Origin of the sequence: Neorhizobium phenanthreniclasticum (assembly GCF_040066075.1) — a bacterium.
Taxonomy (GTDB): Bacteria; Pseudomonadota; Alphaproteobacteria; order Rhizobiales; family Rhizobiaceae; genus Neorhizobium; species Neorhizobium petrolearium.
In genome coordinates, this window is the sequence record NZ_JBEAAL010000001.1 from 678,293 (window position 1) to 696,651 (window position 18,359).

The following is an 18,359-nucleotide window of genomic DNA, read 5'->3' on the forward strand; positions in this document are numbered from 1 at the left end:
AGCGCTACTCGCTCGGCTTCGGCCTGCGCTTCAGATTGCGCCTGATCATGCCCATGTCGGCGCCGCCGATCAGGAAAGCGCAAGCAAAATACACGACCATTGCCAGCCCCAGAAGGCAGCCGAGTGCCGCGACCTGCTGAAGAAGAGAGACCTCCGGCTGCAGCCATGGACCCGCATAGCGCAGCGCATAGACGAGCGCCGCCGACATGATGCCGGCCGAAACGAGAAGCAGGCCGACGCGTTTCGCAAGCCCCCATTCCCATACGAGATCGCCGCGCCACAAAAGCGTCGAGAAGAGCAGGACCGTGTTGGTCCAGCCGGCGGCCGCCTCGGCGGTGGCGATGCCACGTTCCGCAATCAGCGGAAAGAGCGAGATCGCCAGTCCCGAATTGATGACAACCGAAATCATGGTGAAGCGCATCGGCGTTTTCGTATCCTCGCGGGCATAGAAGCCCGGCTGCAACGCCTTGATCAGCACGAAGCCCGGCAGGCCGATGCCGTAAATGGCGAGGATCGCGGCGACGACCGAGGTGTTTTCCGCCGAGAACGCGCCGCGCTCGTAAAGCACGCGGATGATCGCATCGGACAGGATCCAGAGGCCGGCGGCGGCCGGCAGCGTCAGGAACAGCACGAATTCGATCGAACGGTTCTGGATATTGGCGGCCTCGCGCATGTGGCCGCCCTTCAGCGCCCTTGAAAGTTCCGGCAAAAGCACGACGCCGACCGCGACACCGACGACGCCGAGCGGAAGCTGGTAGATCCGATCGGCATATTGAAGGGCTGCAATCGCACCTTCCTTTCCGGACGCGATCGCCTGGCCGATGATCTGGTTGATCTGAGTGATGCCGCCGGTGACGGCGGCTGGCACCGCCAGCACCAGCAGGCGCTTGACGTTCGGCGTCATCCTCGGGCGGCGGAGACCGATATTGATGCCCGCATGCCGCACCCCGACATAAACGACGGCAAGCTGCAACAGACCGGCCGCAAGCACGCTCCAGGAAAGATACCAGGCGATCGTCAAAGGATCGGAACCGACCCACAGCCCGTAGAAAAGCGCGCCGATCATCACCACGTTCAGGAAAACCGGCGCGATGGCGGCCGCGAAGAAATGGTGCAGCGAGTTCAGCATGCCGCTCATCATCGCCGTCAGCGACATGCACATCAGATAGGGGAACATCACTGCCGCCATGCGGATGGTGATGGAGGTCTTTTCCGCATCATCGGCGAAGCCCGGTGCGATGATCCATTGCACCAGCCAGGGCATCAAAAGCTCCATGACGATGGTGATCAGCATCAGCGCGGAGAAGAGGACGCCGAAGACTTCCTCGGAAAAGCGTTTGGCGCCCTCGACGCCGTTCGCCTCGATCTCCTTGGAAAACAGCGGCACGAAGGCGGCGTTGAACGCGCCTTCGGCGAACAGCCGGCGGAAGAGGTTCGGGAAACGGAAGGCGGCATAAAACACATCCGCCATTGGCCCGGTGCCGAGGGCCGCCGCCATCAGCGTCTCGCGGGCGAAGCCGAAGATGCGGCTGCCGAGCGTCGCGCCGCCGACGGTCGCGAATTTCTTGACGAGGCTCATGGGGCTAAACCCATATTTGTACGCAAAGCAGAAAAAAATGCGGCTTTTACACCCCCCTCTGCCCTGCCGGGCATCTCCCCCACAAGGAGGGAGATCGGCTGGGTGCACCGACTTCCCCAAACAAGCGACGCTGCTATTTGCAAGATGGTCAGCGAGATAGGAAGGTCGGCCCGCTTGTGATCTCCCCCCTTGTGGGGGAGATGCCCGGCAGGGCAGAGGGGGGTACAATTGTCCGCCGAGGAGATCACGCGCTGGCCTTGGCCTTGCGGGCCTGCGGCTGTGGTGCCGGCACGGAAGCCTGTTCAGGGTTCGGCGCGGGCGCGATGATGCCGGCCGGCATGCCGCTTCGAAGCTCGTCCTCCTGTTCGGCCATGACCGCCTTCAGCCTTGCGGAAATATTGCCCTGGCGGTTCTCATTCACGACCTTCTGGCCGACCAGGTCGGTGACGTAGAAGGTATCGATGACCTTCTCGCCGAAAGTGGTGATGCGTGCCGAATGAATGTCGAGCGAGAGATCCGCCAGAACCGCCGTGATATCGGCCAGCAGGCCGGTACGGTCCAGGCATTCCACCTCTATGACCGTGAACTTGTTCGACAAGCCGTTCGAGATGATGACCGAGGGCGGAATCACGAAGGTCTTGTTGCGCTTGCGGGACTTGGCGCGCGTCGCAATGACTTCCGGCAGGCGTTTCTTTCCCGACAGTACGTCCTCGATCATCCGGCTGATCGTACCGGCGCGGCGCAACTCGTCCTCGTCGACGGCAAACTCGCGGTTGACGAGGATGGTGTCCAGGGCCCGGCCATCCGTCGTGGTGAAGATCTGCGCATCGGCGATATTGGCGCCGGCCGCAGCGCAGGCCCCGGCAATGATCGACAGGAGGCGCGGATGGTCGGGAGCAAGCACCGTGATCTCGGTGATGGCGTGGAAACTGTCCGTGCGCACCATGGTGGCGAGAGCCTGATCGGCCTTATCCGCATCGCGGATGAATTTCGCGTGTCGGACCTGGTCTTCCAGCGAGACCGACAGCAGGTAGGGCTGGTAGTGTAGCTTCGAATAGGTGCGGCGATCCTTCTGGCTCCAGTCGGAAAGCGCCTTGAAGAGCTCTTCCTCGGCAAGCTTGGCGCGCTCCTTGCGGGAGACTTCCGAAAAGCCGCCCGAAAGCAGGAGTTCCGTCTCATAGTAAAGCGTGCGCAGCAACTGGCCCTTCCAGCCGTTCCACACACCCGGGCCGACGGCGCGGATATCGCAGATCGTCAGGATCAGGAGCAGCTTCAGCCGGTCCATCGACTGCACCTTCTCGGCGAAGTCCGTGATCGTCTTGCGGTCGTGCAGGTCGCGGGTCTGGGCGGTCATGGACATCAAGAGATGTTCCTCGATCAGCCAGACGACCAGCTCGGTCTGCTTCGGATTGAGACCGAGACGCGGGCAGAGCTTGCGCGCGATGCGGGCTCCGGCGATCGAATGATCCTCCTGGCGGCCCTTGGCGATATCGTGCAGCAGCACCGCCACATAAAGCACCGTGCGGTCCTCGATACCCGGCATCAGCTTGTTCGACAGCGGATGGATGTCCGCCGTCTTGCCCTGATCGACCTCCGAAAGCGCCTCGACGGACCGGATCAGGTGCTCATCGACCGTATAGTGATGATACATGTTGAACTGCATCATCGCGACGACCTTGCCGAATTCCGGGATGAAGCGGCCAAGTACCCCAGCCTCGTTCATGCGGCGCAGCATCAGCGCCGGATCGCGGCGCGAGGTCAGTATGGAAAGAAAGAGCCGGTTCGCCTCCTCGTTCTCGCGCACGTCGTTATCGATCAGCGAGAGCGAACGGGTCATGTGTTTGAGCGCATCGGGATGCAGCTCGAGTCCGTTGATGTCCGCGACGTGGAAGAAGCGTATGATATTGACGGGGTCGCGCCTGAAGACGTCCGGGGCAGCAAGCGTGATGCGGCCGCGATCCTCTACGAAATCCAGCGTGCCGGGGATCTTGCGGAGCCGCTTGGTGAAGCGGGAAATGACGCGCTGGGTAAGCCCCGGCGCGGCCTTGGCCTGCTCATCCTCGAGTGCGGCGCAGAGGATGCGCGTCAGGTCGCCGACGTTCTTGGCGACCAGGAAGTAGTGCTTCATGAAGCGCTCGACGGCGGAAAGGCCGGGGCGCGTGTGGTACCCCAGGCTTTCTGCAATCTCCCGCTGGATATCGAAGGAAAGCCGTTCCTCCGCCTTTCCGGTCAGAAAATGCATCTGGCAGCGCACGGCCCAGAGGAAGTCATCCGCCTTTTCGAACAGCCGCCATTCCTCGCGGGACAGCACGCCGAGCTTGACGAGATCGGCCGTGTCACGCACCCGGTAGTAATATTTGGCGATCCAGAAGAGCGTGTGGAGGTCGCGCAAGCCCCCCTTGCCCTCCTTGACGTTCGGCTCGACGAGATAGCGGGTGTCGCCCGCCTTCTGGTGGCGCTGGTCGCGTTCGGCAAGCTTGGCGGCGATGAATTCAGGCCCGGTGTCGGCGACGATTTCCCGGTCGAAACGGGTCTGCAGCTCCTCCACCAGCGCCTGTCTGCCGCAGATGCGGCGGGTTTCGAGGATCGCCGTGCGGATCGTCATGTCCGTCCTGGACAGGCGGATGCATTCCTCGACGGTGCGGGTCGCATGGCCGACCTTGAAGCCCATGTCCCACAGGATGTAGAGCAGGAACTCGACCGCCTTGCGCATGTTGTCGGTATTCTTTTCCGGCAGCAGGAAGAGAAGATCGATGTCCGAGCCGGGCGCCAGCGTGCCGCGGCCATAACCGCCGACGGCCGCCACGGCGATATCGTGGCTCTCCGGATAAAGGCCCTCCGCAATCGTCTCATGCAGGATGCAGATGAGTTCGTCCTGGAGCCAGGAAATGCGGCGGGCGCAATTCAGGCCGCTGCCGTCGCTCGCCAGCAATTCGCGCGCCTTCTGGCGGCCCTCAACGCTCGCCCGGCGCAGGACCGCCAGGAGGGCCGTGCGCAATTCGAGCTGCGGGCGCTCCTTGTCCTTGACGATCGCACAGCATTCGGCCCGAAGACGGGCCACATCGAGAAGTTCGGAAAAATCGATATCGTGTCTGGCCATGTTATCCTGCCGGTGCCGGCCTGCGGTGGCAGGCTATAGCGATTTTAAGGCACCTTGACCAACGATTATCATCGCCAGCCGTTTCAAAGTTGTTTCTTCGGGCGACGAAGTTCAAGTCTCCGCCTTCGCTACATTGTCTCCCTGCCCCCTTGCCCGGTATTGCGCCGGGCTCATGCCGGTGACGCGGCGGAATTCGCGATTAAAGTTCGATTTCGTCGAAAAGCCGGCATCGAGCATGATCCGTGTCACGGTACCTTCGGTTTCCCGCAAAAGGCGGCAGGCTTCGGCAATCCGCCGGTTGTTGACGAATTGCGAGACGTTGAGGCCCGTCGCACGGTTGACGGCGGCGGAGACATCACGGGCGGGAAGGCCGGCCCGGCGGGCGAGCTTGGCAAGGCTCAGGTCCTCGTTCCTGTAAAGCCCCCGCTCGTCGAGGGCGGCCTCCACGCGGGCGAGAACGGCGCGGTCCTCCTCCGTCGGCTGCGAGGCGACGGGGCGACTCGTCGCGGAAAAATCCGGCGCGAAATAGTAGACAAGCACTGCGGCGATCGCGGCGATATTCATCAGGCCGACCACCAACGGTACGTTCCCGGGACCATAAACGTCGGTGTAAAAGGCAAGGGCTGCATCGCTGACCGCAAAGAAGAGCATGAGACCGGCCGTCAGGCGCGCCGCACGCAGCGCCGGGCGCATGCGCTGGAGCGAGGCTTCCGCCATCACCTCCTCATCGCCGTCTGACACCGTCAGACGCCACAACGCCGCGCCATAAGCCAGGAAAACCGCAAGCAGCAGCAGATCAACGAGATCGCGGAAGAACGCCACCGAGACGGCGACCGCCAGAGGCGGCAGGCTGTGAAGCCAGGCCCTCGAAAGGGGCTTCGAGGTCAGGCCGCGGAAAGCCAGAAAGGCCAGCGGCGCCATGATGGACGCCGAAACCGGCAGAAAGGGTGCCAACCATTCGACGCCGTAACCGAAGCGGAGGCCGATGCCGACGCCCTGCAAGGCATAGAGGACGAGGAAAGCGTAGAAGTAGCGCCGGGTTCCGGGGACCTCGACGCCCTTCAGGCTGCGGTAAAGCGTCAGCGCAAAGACGAGGCCGGCAAGGAAGGGCAAGGGAATGGAAGGCAAGCGGATACCCGACGAGAGCGGCCTCAATCACAATTTTCGAAGGCCCATAGCATGTTCAGGGCCGAAAGGCATGAGGATTGAGATATTGATCTGACTCTCCGAAAGGCACTGCCGCACAGACAGAGATCGCCATATGTTAAAAGGAGGTCCTGCCAAGACGCGCCTCAGCCTCCCGCCCGAGACCGGCGATAAAATCCTCCAGTCCGTCGCCCCTCACATCGACAAACCTGCCTTCATCCAGATCGGTAAAGCCTTTTCGAGCTGCCTCCCGCAATTGAATCAGGCGCAACTCTTCGCACAGAACTTCGCTGGCATTCTGATATTGGTCGGACTTCACCAGTCGTCAGTGTCTTCTTTTTTCATGTTTGGTCGGTACGATGCTACGTATGGACATGGATTCTGTACGCTCAACAAGTACACTTGAAACATAACGCCGACGGCATGAATGGCCAACTGCTATCGACGCTCGATCACCGATATCAGATCGCCAATCCCAACCAAGTGCGCGATTTTCCCGTTCATATAGCTCAAAGAGATACGGCCGTGTTCATCGTCGTAGGTGCTTATGCACTCTTCTGCAAGAAAGACACGGAAATCCCTTTGATAAGCGTCTATCGCGGCCGTCCGGATACAAGCGTGCGTGTTGATACCGCAAAGAACGAGATCAGTAGCGCCCAGCTCTGCCAGAAGTTCGTCCAGATTGGTGCCGAAGAACGCACTGTATCGTTTCTTGATGACGGTTATGTCGGACGCACTCCATAAAAGATCCGGATGTAATTGAGCGCCTTGCGTACCCTGAATAGCAAGCCGAACATTCTTCTCGCGCATCTCCGGAAACGCATCGCTCAGGTCGGGACGGAATTCGTTTCGGACCCAAATAACCGGAAGCTGCCTTCGCTTGAAGTTTTCAACGAGTTTGTTGGTGTTCCCGACGAGCTCTTTCAAAGCCTCGGGCTCCCAAGAACCGAGATAGTCCCTGATCATATCGATCACGATGAGGCATGGCTTGTTCATGCACCAGCCGTACCGCCTTCCGACTTCACTTTTGTGACATGCCAGCGCAATCCGACATGCCTTGCCGGAGTCTAGAGCTGCTTCTTCAGCGCGTAGAGCGCGTCGAGCGCCTCGCGCGGGGTCATGTCGTCGGGGCTGAGCGCCTTCAGCGCCTCCTCGACCTTGGACGGGCCGGCCCGTTTTGTTTCCTCGCGGCGCACCGCGACCTGGAAGAGCGGCAGGTCGTCGATCAACTGGCTCGCCGGGTTCTTGCGGTCGGAATCTTCCAGCTTGGTCAGCACGTCGCGGGCTCGGGCGACGACCGAATCTGGAAGGCCGGCAAGCCGCGCGACCTGGATGCCGTAGGAGCGGTCGGCAGCACCCGGCCCGACCTCGTGCAGGAAGATCACCTCGCCGTCCCATTCCTTGACCCGCATCGTTGCGTTGGAAAGCCGGTTGAGCTTTTCCGACAGCACGGTCAGTTCGTGGAAATGGGTAGCGAAAAGGCCCCGGCAGCGGTTGCCCTCATGCAGGTGTTCGACCGCCGCCCAAGCGATCGACAGGCCGTCGAAGGTCGCCGTGCCGCGGCCGATCTCGTCCAAAATGACCAGCGAACGATCCGTCGCCTGATTCAAAATCGCCGCCGTCTCAACCATTTCGACCATGAAGGTGGAGCGGCCGCGCGCCAGATCGTCGGAGGCGCCGACGCGGGAGAACAGCCGGTCGACGATGCCGATATGAGCAGACGTGGCCGGCACGAAGGAACCCATCTGCGCCAAAATGGCGATCAGCGCGTTCTGGCGCAGGAAGGTCGATTTACCGCCCATGTTCGGGCCGGTCAGAAGCCAGAGCGCGCCGAATTCGCCATCCCCATGCGGGGAAAGATCGCAGTCGTTGGCGATGAACGGGCCCGAAGACTGGCGGCGCAGCGCCTGCTCGACGACCGGATGGCGGCCGCCCTCGATCGCAAACATGCGGGAGCCATCCACCACCGGGCGGCGGTAATTCCATTCTTCCGCCAGCATGGCGAGGCCCGCCGCGACATCGATGACGGCGAGCGCCCGGGCGCCGGCCTTGATCGCCTCGGCCTCGGAAATCACGGCCTCGACCATCCGGTCGAAGGCTTCGAGCTCGATCGTCAACGCCCGGTCGGCGGCGTTGGCAATGCGGCTTTCGAGATCGGCAAGCTCGGTGGTGGTGAAGCGCATGGCATTCGCCATGGTCTGGCGATGGATGAAGCGCGCCTTGCCCTCGACCGTGTCGGTCATCGTGCCGGAATTGCCGGCGGTCACCTCGATGAAATAGCCGAGCACATTGTTGTGCTTGATCTTCAGCGACTTGATGCCGGTCTCTTCCGCATATTGAAGCTGCAACCCGGCAATGACCTTGCGGGACTGGTCGCGCAAGGCACGCACCTCGTCCAATTCGGAAACGGCACCTTCCGCCAGGAACCCGCCGTCACGCTTCAGGAGCGGCAATTCCCCGGCGAGCATGTTGCCCAGCATGGATTCCAGATGCAGCGGCAGGGCTTTCAGGTCCGCCAGCGCCTCACCAAGCTCCTGCGGCAGCATGGCGCGATCGAGGAACGTCGTGACGCCGCGCGCCGCTTCGAGGCCCTGCAGGATCGAACCGAGGTCACGCGGACCGCCGCGATCCAGCGCCAGGCGAGAGAGCGCGCGCGGCATGTCCGGCACGTGCTTCAAAGCCGACCGCAACTCGCTGCAGAGGCCCGGCTCCTCCAGCAGGAAGGAAACCGAGTCGAGACGGCGATTGATTCGATCAGGATCGGTCAGCGGCGACATCAGCCGCTCGGCGAGCAGGCGGGCGCCGCCTCCGGTGACCGTCCGGTCGATCGCCTTCAGAAGCGTGCCGTCGCGCTCGCCGGAGAGCGTCTTCGTGAGTTCCAGATTGCCGCGCGTTGCCGGATCGATGAAGAGGGTCGAGGCGCCGCTTTCCCGCTCCGGCCGGCCGAGCGGCGGGCGTTCGGCGATCTGGGTTTTCTCGACATAGGCAACGGCAGCCGCGGCGGCAGCCAGTTCCGCACGGGAAAAGGTGCCGAACCCATCGAGCGTGCCAACGCCGAAATAACGGGCTATGCGGCCTTCGGCGCTGGCGCTGTCAAAGAGCACCGACGGCTGCGGCACGGCCACCTTGCCGAGGACGTCGAAAACGGGCTTCAGCTCCGGATCGTGGAAAGTCGTGTCGGCCAAAATCAGCTCACGCGGATCGATGCGCAGGATGTCCGCCAGCAACCGTGAGGCGTCGGTCTCCGCCAGCCGGAAGACACCCGTGGAGATGTCGATCCAGGCGAGCGCCATCTGCGCTTCGGAAGAGCCGCGGATGCGGGCGAGCGCCATGAGATAGTTCGATTCCGAGGCGACGAGCAGCTTTTCTTCGGTGATCGTGCCCGGTGTGACGAGACGCACGACATCGCGCTTCACCACCGATTTCGAACCGCGCTTCTTGGCCTCCGCCGGGTCTTCCACCTGCTCGCAGACCGCGACGCGGAAGCCGAGCGCGATGAGCTTCTGGAGATAGTCGTCCGCCGCGTGTACCGGCACGCCGCACATGGGGATATCCTGCCCCATATGCTGGCCGCGCTTCGTGAGCGTTATGCCGAGCGCTCGGGAGGCTTCCACCGCATCCTCGAAAAAGAGCTCGTAGAAATCGCCCATGCGATAAAAGAGCAGCGAACCGGGATTGTTCGCCTTGATCTCGATATACTGCTCCATCATCGGCGTCGCCGATGCACGGCTTTCTTCCGAGGCGAGCTCGGCGGCGTTCAGGGCTTCGATGGAGAATCTTTCAAACTGGGTCACGGAACCGAATTTTTGTTGCGCAAGGGAGTTGACGACACTATCGATGTTGGCCCCTGAAAGACAACATCTGCCGCGGCCTTAAAGACGGCTGCCCACAAAAAGCTGGAGGAGACATGCCTGCCAACGACAAGGCCGCCCGGACGCGCGCATCGGTGACCGAACAGGAAGCGCTCGATTTCCATTCGGAAGGCCGGCCCGGAAAGCTGGAAATCAACCCCACGAAGCCGATGGCGACGCAGCGGGATCTTTCGCTCGCCTATTCGCCGGGCGTTGCGGTGCCGGTAAAGGCAATCGCCGCAGACCCCGCAACGGCCTACGACTACACGACCCGTGGCAACATGGTGGCCGTCATTTCCAACGGCACCGCGATCCTCGGCCTCGGCAATCTCGGCGCTCTCGCCTCCAAGCCGGTCATGGAAGGCAAGTCGGTTCTCTTCAAGCGCTTTGCCGACGTCGATTCGATCGACCTCGAAGTCGATACCGAGAATGTCGATGAGTTTATCAACTGCGTGCGCTTTCTCGGCCCTTCCTTCGGCGGTATCAACCTGGAGGACATCAAGGCGCCGGAGTGCTTCATCATCGAAAGCCGGCTCCGGGAACTGATGGACATCCCGGTCTTCCACGACGACCAGCATGGGACCGCGATCATCGCTGCCGCGGGCCTGATCAATGCGCTGGAACTCACCGGACGGGATCTCAAAACCACAAAGCTCGTCTGCAACGGCGCGGGCGCTGCGGCAATCGCCTGCGTCGAACTGATCAAGGCGATGGGCTTCAATCAGGACAACATCATCCTCTGCGACACCAAGGGCGTGATCTACCAGGGACGTACCGAGGGGATGAACCAGTGGAAATCGGCGCACGCGGTCAAGACGACCAAGCGGACGCTGGAAGAAGCCATGAAGGGCGCCGACGTGGTGTTTGGCCTTTCCCAGAAAGGTGCGTTCACCGAAGAAATGATCCGCTCCATGGCGGACAAGCCGATCATCTTCGCCATGGCGAACCCCGACCCGGAAATCACTCCGGAAGAAGTCGCCCGTATCCGCGACGACGCGATCATGGCGACCGGGCGTTCCGATTATCCGAACCAGGTCAACAACGTGCTCGGCTTTCCCTATATCTTCCGTGGTGCGCTCGACGTGCGTGCTTCGCAGATCAATGACGCGATGAAGATCGCCGCCGTCCACGCACTCGCCAATCTCGCCCGCGAGGACGTGCCGGACGACGTCGCCGCCGCCTATCAGGGCAACCGGCCGCGCTTCGGTGCGCAGTACATCATCCCGGTTCCTTTCGATCCGCGCCTCATCTCGGCGATCCCGGTCGCCGTCGCTGAGGCGGCGATGGAAAGCGGCGTGGCGCGCAAAAACATCACCAACCTTGCCGCCTATGCCGCCGAGCTTTCCGCCCGCCGCGATCCGATCGCCGCCACGACGCAAGGCATCTACGAGCGGGTACGGCGCTTCCCGAAACGGGTCGTCTTCGCCGAGGCCGAGGAAGAGCAGGTCATGCGCGCGGCGATCTCCTTCTGCCATCAGGGGCTTGGAACCGCCATCCTGCTCGGCCGCGACGACGTGATCCGCGCAACGGCGGAGAAGGCCGGCATCGATCTCGACCGGCCGGGCATCGAGATCGTCAATGCCCGCCTCTCGAACCGCGTCGAAGCCTATATCGACCACCTCTATGCCCGCCTGCAGCGCCAGGGCTTCCTCTACCGCGACGTGCAGCGCCTCATCCATAACGACCGCAACCATTTCGCCGCGACTATGGTGGCGGTGGGCGACGCGGACGCGATGGTGACAGGCACGACCCGCAATTATGCCACAGCGCTTGCCGACGTCAGCCGCTGCATCGACGCCAAGCCGGGCCACAAGGTAATCGGGGTTTCGATCGTGATCGCCCGCGGCCGCACGATCTTCGTGGCGGACACCGCCGTGCACGACATGCCGAATGCCGAAGACCTTGCCGATATCGCGGTCGAGGCCGCACGGGTCGCAAAGCGCATGGGCTACGAGCCCCGCATCGCCATGCTTGCCTATTCGACCTTCGGCCAGCCGATCGGCGAACGTTCGGAGCGGGTGCGCGAGGCAGTGAAAATCCTCGACCACCGGCGCGTCGATTTCGAATATGACGGCGAAATGGCGGCCGACGTGGCGCTCAACCCGCACCGGATGGAGCAGTATCCGTTCTGCCGGCTTTCCGGCACGGCCAACGTGCTCGTCATGCCGGCGATCCATTCCGCCTCGATCTCGACGCGCATGCTGCAGGAACTCGGCGCCTCCACCGTGATCGGTCCGCTGCTCGTTGGCCTCGACAAATCGGTGCAGATCACCTCGATGGGCGCCAAGGACAGCGATATCGTCAACATGGCGGCGATCGCGGCCTATAACGCGGGGACGTGAGAGGCGGTATCCAGCAAAAGGCCGGGACGGTTATACCGCTCCGGCCTTTTTGAACATCGGATATGAATTCATGCGCAACTCTGTTGGCGGAAACGGTTGGATCCGTCAGCTCGCGAAGCGGCCGGCGTCGGCGCCATAATAATTGATGTAGCGGTCCGAGATCGCGGCGATCGGCAGCACGACCAGCACATCGGTCGTGTTGAAGGCCCGGTCGACGACCGCGCCGTCGCCGATCATCGCGCCGAGGCGCAGATAACCCTTGATCAGCGGCGGCAGCGCCGATAGCGCCTTGCGGGTGTTGATCCCTTCCAGCGGCATCAGATTCATCTCTTGATGGAGTTCCGGCCGAGCGGAAACAGCCCATTCGCCCTTGGTCAGGACCGTATGATACAGGAAGGAAAGAGCCAGCGCATGTTCTTCCGGCACCACGCCCGGGAAGGAGGCGCAACCGAACATGGCGTTCATGCCGTGCTTCAGCGAATAGGCCCAGTTGCCCTGCCAGAGCAGTTCCACCGTTCGCTTGGTACGGTAGTCCGGCAGCACGCAGGAGCGGCCGAGCTCCATGAACTGCTTGTCCGGGTGACGGGCAAGCAGCGGTTCGATATCGAACTCGGAGGCTGAATAGAAACCACCATTGGCGAGCGCCACTTCCTGCCTGAGCAGGCGGTAGGTGCCGACGATCTGATCTTCGATATCGCCCTCGATCGCATTGTCGATGACCAGAAGATGATCACAGATCGCGTCATAGGCATCGACATCGCGGTGGAGGCGCATGGCATCCGGATTGAGCGTCGCGTTCATCTCTTCGACAAAGACGCGATAGCGGACGGCCTGCGCGGCATCGATCTCGCGCTCGCTACGGGCGAGCCGAGTTTCGAGCGTGCCTATTCGGCCGAACACATCGCCGTTATCCGGAGTAGGGGCCGGTGCCTGGTTTGTTTCAGGGGTCACTTCACGGTTCAGGAGTTCAATTGCCATGGTGATTCGTCCCGTACCGGTTGGATCACCACCATAAATCACGTCTCCACGACAGGAACGTGACAACTTCTGTCACAATATGGTCCGCCGATGATCGCGTCAACGGACCTGTTGACGTTCGGAGCCAAGAATGCCCAGAGCCCCGATTTCCTCCACAAGCTTCACGGGGTCAATCGGCTTGCCGAGCACGCGGCTCGCGCCGCTGAGAAGCACCTCCCGATGGGCAGTCTCGCGGCTCTCGCCAGTCAGCACGATCACCGGAACGGAAGGACCTGCTTCCGGGCGATCGTCGGCGCGCAGGGCCGACAGGAGATCGAAGACACTGCCGCCCGGCATATGCATGTCGGAAATGACGAGGTCCGGCCGGGCGTCTTTCTTCAGAGCGGCCTTCACCAATGAGGGGAAATCCTCCGCGAGGCGGACGCGATGTCCCGCTTTTCCCAGAATCGCGCGGATAAGCAGCGCACTGACAGGATCGTCTTCGCCGAGCAGCACATCGAGCCCTGCCGCGTGTATCTCGACAACCGGCGCAGGCGTCGGTTGGCTGTCGCTGAGGACGTCGCGTGTGCGAAAGCCTCTCAAGCGGCCGCTCAGCACGTCGATCAGCGATTTTTCCCGCAGCGGCCGGATAAGCCAGGCATCGAAGAAATCCTGCGGCTGGGACGCCCGCTCCTCCGGATTGACGAGCAGGATGCGATGAAGGGTCGCATGCGCCTTCTCATTGGCGTAATCCGACGCAAGCCGGTGATCGACGATCAGGTCCGTATAAGGCATTGAGCCGGTGGCCTCGCGGTCAATCAGCATCGGCACATCAGCGGGACTGGACACATGCCGGCAGCGGCCGCCAAGCGTCTGAATGGTCGATACGGTCGCCGTCGCGGCCGGACCGTCGGGGGCCAGAAGCAGGACGCGAGAACGGGCGAGCAATTGGCTTCTCTCGACGGGCCCGGACTGGGCCGCTTCCGCAAGATGCAGAGGAAAGCGGATCGTAAACGTCGTGCCGGTTCCCTTCCGGCTGGCGACCGAAAGCGAGCCACCGAATTCGGTCAGGATGCGGGAGGCGATGGCAAGTCCGAGACCGGTGCCGCCGCTGCGCGCCTCGGCGGTGCCGACCTGTTCGAATTCCCCGAAAATCCGCGCCTGTTCCTCCTCCGTCATGCCGGGGCCGCTGTCTATGACCGCGATCGTCACATTGTTGTTCTCGGGGCCGTTCCCGACGAACGCCCGCACCAGCACGCCGCCTTCAGCGGTAAACTTCACCGCATTGCCTACGACATTAAAGAGCACCTGACGGATGCGTGCAGGGTCGAAATCGAGAAGATCGGGAAGATCGGCCGCGACGGTCGCGGCAATCTCTATGCGCTTTTCGTGCGCGCGGGGCGCCAGCATCTCGACGACGCTCTCAATCAGATGGCGCAGGTTCTCCGCCCGGTTGTTGAGCCGGAAGCGGCCGGCTTCCAGCGTCGAATAATCCAGGAGATCCTCGACAAGCTGCGCCAGCGCGTAACCCGACTGGCGGATGCCGCTCAGATAATTCTGCTGTTCAGCCGTCAGTTTCGTCTGGCCGAGCAGATGGGTCATGCCCAGGATGCCATTGAGCGGCGTGCGGATTTCGTGGACCACGGTGGCGATCTGCCGGGATTTTGCAGCGCTTGCCGCCTCCGCTTCCATCCAGGCGTGATGGAGCCGGGTGACGGTGCGCTGGCGGAACCATGCGGAAACCCGGGAAAAGGTCGCGGCGAAGGGGCTGGACGGCAGACGCGTTTCTTCCGAAGCGCGCAGCCCTAATGCAGGCACGATCCGTTCGCCCGCCGATTCGGGCGAATCGGCGGATGCAGGGGACGCGAACGCTTTGGCAATACGTTCATGTATTTCGGCAATATCGCGCATGGGGGGAAAGATTACCGACGTTTCCTTTCCCAATCCCTAGAGCAATTGGGTAAAATTTTATTGATCGCTCTTTTTCGGCCCTAAAAGCTCATCAAGGATTACAAATCCGGCGCCGATGGTGATGAAACTGTCCGCCAGATTGAAGACCGCGAACGACCAGCTCGCCGTGTGGAACAGGATGTAGTCGATCACGTGGCCATAGACGAAGCCGTCGATCAGGTTGCCGGTCGCACCGGCGATGATCAGCGAAAAGCCTACATGGGCAAACGGCCGATCCTTCGGCGTGCGCCGCCAGAGCCAGAGCACGAAGGCAACGATGACGACCCGCATGCCGATGATGAATTCGCGCTCCATGCCGGACAGAAGCGAGAAGGCGACGCCAAGATTGTAAGTCCGATAGAGCGCCAGGACCGGCAGCAGAGGTACCGCCTCCTGCATGGGAAGATAGTTTTCCACCGCGATCTTCACCGCCTGGTCGAGGATGACCGCGATGATGATGACAATCAGGGCCGTCAGCGGTCTTGAGAGGAAGGCAACGCGTCCGTTCATTTTTTCTCGTCCAGGGTCAGCAGATGACGGCGCGCCTCGAAAAGCATCACGGCAGTGGCGACGGCAAGGTTGAGCGAATCGGCCCTTCCCTGCTGCGGGATACGAACCGTGCGGTCCGCGGCCCTGGCAAGATTGTCCGGCAGGCCTGACTGCTCGTTGCCCATCAACAGAACGACCGGCTTCTTTGCATAGTCGACCGTTCTGTAGTCAACCGCACCGGCCAGATGGGTCGCGACGACCTGGGTGCCGGAGCGCTTCTGCCAGGCGAGCAACTCCTCCGCCGAACATTTGACGACCGGCATCGCGAAGACCGAGCCCATGGTGGCCCGTACGGTTTCCAGCGAAAAGGGATCGGTGCATTCGCCGACCAGGATCACGGCGGAGGCCCCGGCCGCATCGGCCGTCCGGATGATCGTACCGAGATTGCCGGGGTCGCGCACCCGATCGAGCGCCACGAAAGTCTCCTCCCTGGCAGGCCTCAGATCGTCCAGCCGCTTCCAGCGCTGTTCGAAAATGCCGACCACCATCTGCGGATTGTCGCGCCGGGTGATCGACGAAAGCACCTTTTCGCTGACTTCCAGCACCAATCCACCCCGGGCAACGGTCTTCGCCGCCACCTGTTCCACCAGCGGCTTGCCCTTCGCCGCCTTGGCGTAGACGAGCGTGCGGATGGCCCAGCCGAGTTCCAGCGCGTCGATGACGAGCTTCAAGCCCTCGGCCATGAAGGTGCCGCTTTCCTCGCGATCCTTCTTGTTGCTGAGCGCCTTGATATCCTTGATGATCGGGTTGGCAAGCGAGGTGACTTCCTTCACCTGTCCTACCCGTCTTGGTCCTGATTTCTGAAATTCATCTGTCATGCCGGCACCCAGCGGCTGAAAAGCGAAGTGGAAAGCGCGCGGCCGTGGCCTTTGCCGTCGAGCCCGGCCTCGCGGATGACAAGTTCGCCCGATTCCACCAAGCCGCCCGCACCGCGCATCGTCTCGCGCATCAGTTCGTGGATGGAATAGAAGCTTGCCCGGATGGAATAGGCGGTCAGCACAAGGCCGATCGCCTTCGGTGAGAGCAGTTCGCGGCAGATATCGAGCATCAGCGGCAGGTGATCGAAGAGCTGCCAGACCTCGCCGTTAGGCCCGCGGCCGAACTTTGGCGGGTCGGTGAGGATGATGTCGTAACGGTTGCCGCGGCGTTCCTCGCGCAGGATGAACTTCATGGCATCCTCGCAAATCCAGCGGATCGGCGCCCTTTCGAGTCGCGCAAGCGCCTGGTTCTCGCGCGCCCAGCCGATCGCCTTCTTCGAAGCGTCCACATGGGTGACCTCCGCACCAGCGGCGGCCGCCACCAGCGAAGCGACGCCCGTATAGCCGAAAAGGTTCAGCACCTTGACGGGCCGTTTTGCCTCTTCGATGCGGGTTTTCATCCAGCTCCAGTGGGCGATCTGTTCGGGGAAGACCCCGACATGGCGGAAGGCGGTGAAGCGGCCGAGGAAGTCAATGCCGAGAAGGGAAAGCGGCCAGGTCTCGCCGAGCGCCTCCTTGGGAAAACGCCAACGGCCCATGCCGTCCTCATCCGTGTCACCGGTGAAAACCGCATCCGCCCTCTCCCATACATGGGCGGCAAGCGACGGCTGCCAGAGCGCCTGCGCTTCCGGGCGAACGATGCGATAGGGGCCGTATTGCTCGAGCTTGAGGCCCTTGCCGCTGTCGATCAGGTGGAAATCTCCGGCACCCGACGATTGCAGGATCACCGGAATGCGTTCGGCAGGCGGCTCGCCCGCGCGCACGATCAGCGGCCGGCTTTCTGCCGGCGCAGACGTTGCGGGTCCTGCGGATTTCTCCTGCGACCGTGGCACCGGCCTGGCCGGGGCGGCATTCCCGCGCGCAGGCCGGTGGCCTGCCTCTGACCGGGCCTTTCGTTCCGGCCGCCTTTCCTTGTTCTTCAATGCGTTCATCCGCCTGGGTTATTCTTCGCAAGGCAGCAGATAACATCCGCCGCGCATTCTTCAAAGCCATGCGCCGGCAGAGGCCAGGTTTTCTTCTCGACCGGCCTGTCCGCCCAATGTCCCCCTTGGCAAAGGTATCGGCGCTTGCAATATGACAATCAGCAAAATCCAAGGAGGAGCATCACATGGATATGGGCGGCGAAGAACGGATTGCAGCACCCCGCGAAGTGGTCTGGGAGGCACTGAACGACCCGGATATCCTCCGCCAGTGCATTCCGGGCTGCCAAAGCCTCGAGCAGAAGTCGCCAACGGAACTCGCCGCCACCGTGAAGCTGAAGGTCGGCCCGGTTTCGGCAACCTTCTCCGGCGAAGTGACCCTTTCCGACATCAACCCGCCGGAAAGCTACATGATCTCCGGCGAAGGCAAGGGCGGCATTGCCGGCTTCGCCAAGGGTTCAGCAACCGTGACCCTCCTGGAAGACGGCGCCGATACGTTGCTGCGCTATGCGACCAAGGCGCAGGTCGGCGGCAAGATCGCCCAGCTCGGCTCGCGCCTGATCGATTCGACCTCGCAGAAGCTCGCGGCGCAGTTCTTCGCGGATTTCAACAAAGCCGTCGTCGCCAGGGTCAGCCGGGCCTGATCCTTATTTTGCCGGAAGCTGCGACGATCCAGGCCGCCCTGCAAGGACTGCCTTGTGCTCCTTCTGCCATTTGACGGCTTCGCGCGCCTCGGCGCGGGCCTGCTTGCGATACTTGCCCTGGCTCCACCAGGTCGCAGCCGAGCCGATCACCATGCCGATGAGGACGGCAAGAAAAAGGAACACGAAGAAAGGAGCGCTCACCGAAAGGACACTGTCCGCCGGCCGGAAGGGATTGAGCGCGAGGATGGCCATCTGGCGGTTCGCCACCGCAAGAACGATCAGCACGATGCCGAGCGGCACCAGGATCAGAAGGCTGATGATCTTTTTGAGCTTATCCATCGGAC

At 62.2% G+C, this 18,359-nt stretch carries 14 protein-coding genes; 2 read left to right on the forward strand and 12 right to left on the reverse strand.

Going from position 1 to position 18,359, the window contains the following annotated elements:
- Positions 1-4: 4 nt before the first annotated feature.
- The 6 genes from murJ to mutS form a co-directional block, all read right to left on the reverse strand.
- A complete protein-coding gene (murJ, locus tag ABK249_RS03355; protein WP_227701745.1) occupies positions 5-1,579 on the reverse strand; it encodes a murein biosynthesis integral membrane protein MurJ in 1,575 nt (524 codons plus the stop codon).
- A gap of 244 nt (positions 1,580-1,823) precedes the next feature.
- Entirely contained in the window at positions 1,824-4,679 is a 2,856-nt protein-coding gene (locus ABK249_RS03360; RefSeq protein WP_037159199.1) for a [protein-PII] uridylyltransferase, read from the reverse strand.
- 111 nt (positions 4,680-4,790) lie between these two features.
- The gene (locus ABK249_RS03365) at positions 4,791-5,807 is read right to left on the reverse strand and encodes a helix-turn-helix domain-containing protein (protein ID WP_152601303.1); all 1,017 of its coding nucleotides are present in this window, start codon (positions 5,805-5,807) and stop codon (positions 4,791-4,793) included.
- A 136-nt stretch (positions 5,808-5,943) separates the two neighbouring features.
- Positions 5,944-6,144 carry a hypothetical protein gene (locus ABK249_RS03370; RefSeq protein WP_348862222.1) on the reverse strand — a complete coding sequence of 67 codons (201 nt, stop codon included), beginning with the start codon at positions 6,142-6,144 and terminating at the stop codon, positions 5,944-5,946.
- Positions 6,145-6,263: 119 nt separating this feature from the next.
- Positions 6,264-6,821: a cysteine hydrolase family protein gene (locus ABK249_RS03375; RefSeq protein ID WP_037159206.1), complete on the reverse strand. Its 558-nt coding sequence runs from the start codon at positions 6,819-6,821 to the stop codon at positions 6,264-6,266.
- Positions 6,822-6,892: 71 nt separating this feature from the next.
- Positions 6,893-9,535 carry a DNA mismatch repair protein MutS gene (gene mutS / locus ABK249_RS03380; RefSeq protein WP_244446990.1) on the reverse strand — a complete coding sequence of 881 codons (2,643 nt, stop codon included), beginning with the start codon at positions 9,533-9,535 and terminating at the stop codon, positions 6,893-6,895.
- A 197-nt stretch (positions 9,536-9,732) separates the two neighbouring features.
- On the opposite strand from mutS, the gene ABK249_RS03385 reads away from it, so the two are divergent.
- The gene (locus tag ABK249_RS03385; RefSeq protein WP_037159213.1) at positions 9,733-12,018 is read left to right on the forward strand and encodes an NADP-dependent malic enzyme; all 2,286 of its coding nucleotides are present in this window, start codon (positions 9,733-9,735) and stop codon (positions 12,016-12,018) included.
- Positions 12,019-12,123: 105 nt separating this feature from the next.
- On the opposite strand, the gene olsB is transcribed toward ABK249_RS03385, so the two are convergent.
- The 5 genes from olsB to ABK249_RS03410 all read right to left on the reverse strand — a co-directional run bounded on the left by olsB (position 12,124) and on the right by ABK249_RS03410 (position 17,374).
- Positions 12,124-12,996 (reverse strand): l-ornithine N(alpha)-acyltransferase, encoded by an 873-nt coding sequence (gene olsB / locus ABK249_RS03390; RefSeq protein ID WP_037159216.1) that lies wholly within the window; start codon positions 12,994-12,996, stop codon positions 12,124-12,126.
- Between the two features lie 99 nt (positions 12,997-13,095).
- A complete protein-coding gene (locus tag ABK249_RS03395; protein WP_348862223.1) occupies positions 13,096-14,886 on the reverse strand; it encodes a hybrid sensor histidine kinase/response regulator in 1,791 nt (596 codons plus the stop codon).
- 57 nt (positions 14,887-14,943) lie between these two features.
- Entirely contained in the window at positions 14,944-15,435 is a 492-nt protein-coding gene (gene lspA / locus ABK249_RS03400; protein WP_037159219.1) for a signal peptidase II, read from the reverse strand.
- Positions 15,432-16,292, reverse strand: coding sequence for a TrmH family RNA methyltransferase (locus tag ABK249_RS03405; protein WP_348862224.1), 861 nt, complete (start codon positions 16,290-16,292; stop codon positions 15,432-15,434). The genes lspA and ABK249_RS03405 overlap by 4 nt, the downstream gene beginning before the upstream one ends.
- Complete coding sequence (locus ABK249_RS03410) at positions 16,289-17,374, reverse strand: class I SAM-dependent methyltransferase (protein WP_415926423.1); 1,086 nt, start codon at positions 17,372-17,374, stop codon at positions 16,289-16,291. Before ABK249_RS03410 ends, ABK249_RS03405 begins: the two co-directional genes overlap by 4 nt.
- 185 nt (positions 17,375-17,559) lie before the next feature.
- On the opposite strand from ABK249_RS03410, the gene ABK249_RS03415 reads away from it, so the two are divergent.
- On the forward strand, positions 17,560-18,015 hold the full coding sequence (locus ABK249_RS03415) for an SRPBCC family protein (RefSeq protein ID WP_037159224.1): 456 nt from the start codon (positions 17,560-17,562) through the stop codon (positions 18,013-18,015).
- Between the two features lie 3 nt (positions 18,016-18,018).
- Here ABK249_RS03415 and ABK249_RS03420 read toward each other — a convergent pair whose 3' ends face one another.
- Complete coding sequence (locus tag ABK249_RS03420) at positions 18,019-18,354, reverse strand: LapA family protein (RefSeq protein ID WP_037159227.1); 336 nt, start codon at positions 18,352-18,354, stop codon at positions 18,019-18,021.
- Between the last annotated feature and the right edge of the window lie 5 nt (positions 18,355-18,359).

What these genes read in the sequence shown, in the direction of transcription:
- murJ (WP_227701745.1), bottom strand. Translation starts at nt 1,579, where the DNA reads ATGAGCCTCGTCAAGAAATTCGCGACCGTCGGCGGCGCGACGCTCGGC.
- ABK249_RS03360 (WP_037159199.1), bottom strand. Translation starts at nt 4,679, where the DNA reads ATGGCCAGACACGATATCGATTTTTCCGAACTTCTCGATGTGGCCCGT.
- ABK249_RS03375 (WP_037159206.1), bottom strand. Translation starts at nt 6,821, where the DNA reads ATGAACAAGCCATGCCTCATCGTGATCGATATGATCAGGGACTATCTC.
- mutS (WP_244446990.1), bottom strand. Translation starts at nt 9,535, where the DNA reads ATGATGGAGCAGTATATCGAGATCAAGGCGAACAATCCCGGTTCGCTG.
- ABK249_RS03385 (WP_037159213.1), top strand. Translation starts at nt 9,733, where the DNA reads ATGCCTGCCAACGACAAGGCCGCCCGGACGCGCGCATCGGTGACCGAA.
- olsB (WP_037159216.1), bottom strand. Translation starts at nt 12,996, where the DNA reads ATGGCAATTGAACTCCTGAACCGTGAAGTGACCCCTGAAACAAACCAG.
- ABK249_RS03395 (WP_348862223.1), bottom strand. Translation starts at nt 14,886, where the DNA reads ATGCGCGATATTGCCGAAATACATGAACGTATTGCCAAAGCGTTCGCG.
- lspA (WP_037159219.1), bottom strand. Translation starts at nt 15,435, where the DNA reads ATGAACGGACGCGTTGCCTTCCTCTCAAGACCGCTGACGGCCCTGATT.
- ABK249_RS03405 (WP_348862224.1), bottom strand. Translation starts at nt 16,292, where the DNA reads ATGACAGATGAATTTCAGAAATCAGGACCAAGACGGGTAGGACAGGTG.
- ABK249_RS03415 (WP_037159224.1), top strand. Translation starts at nt 17,560, where the DNA reads ATGGATATGGGCGGCGAAGAACGGATTGCAGCACCCCGCGAAGTGGTC.
- ABK249_RS03420 (WP_037159227.1), bottom strand. Translation starts at nt 18,354, where the DNA reads ATGGATAAGCTCAAAAAGATCATCAGCCTTCTGATCCTGGTGCCGCTC.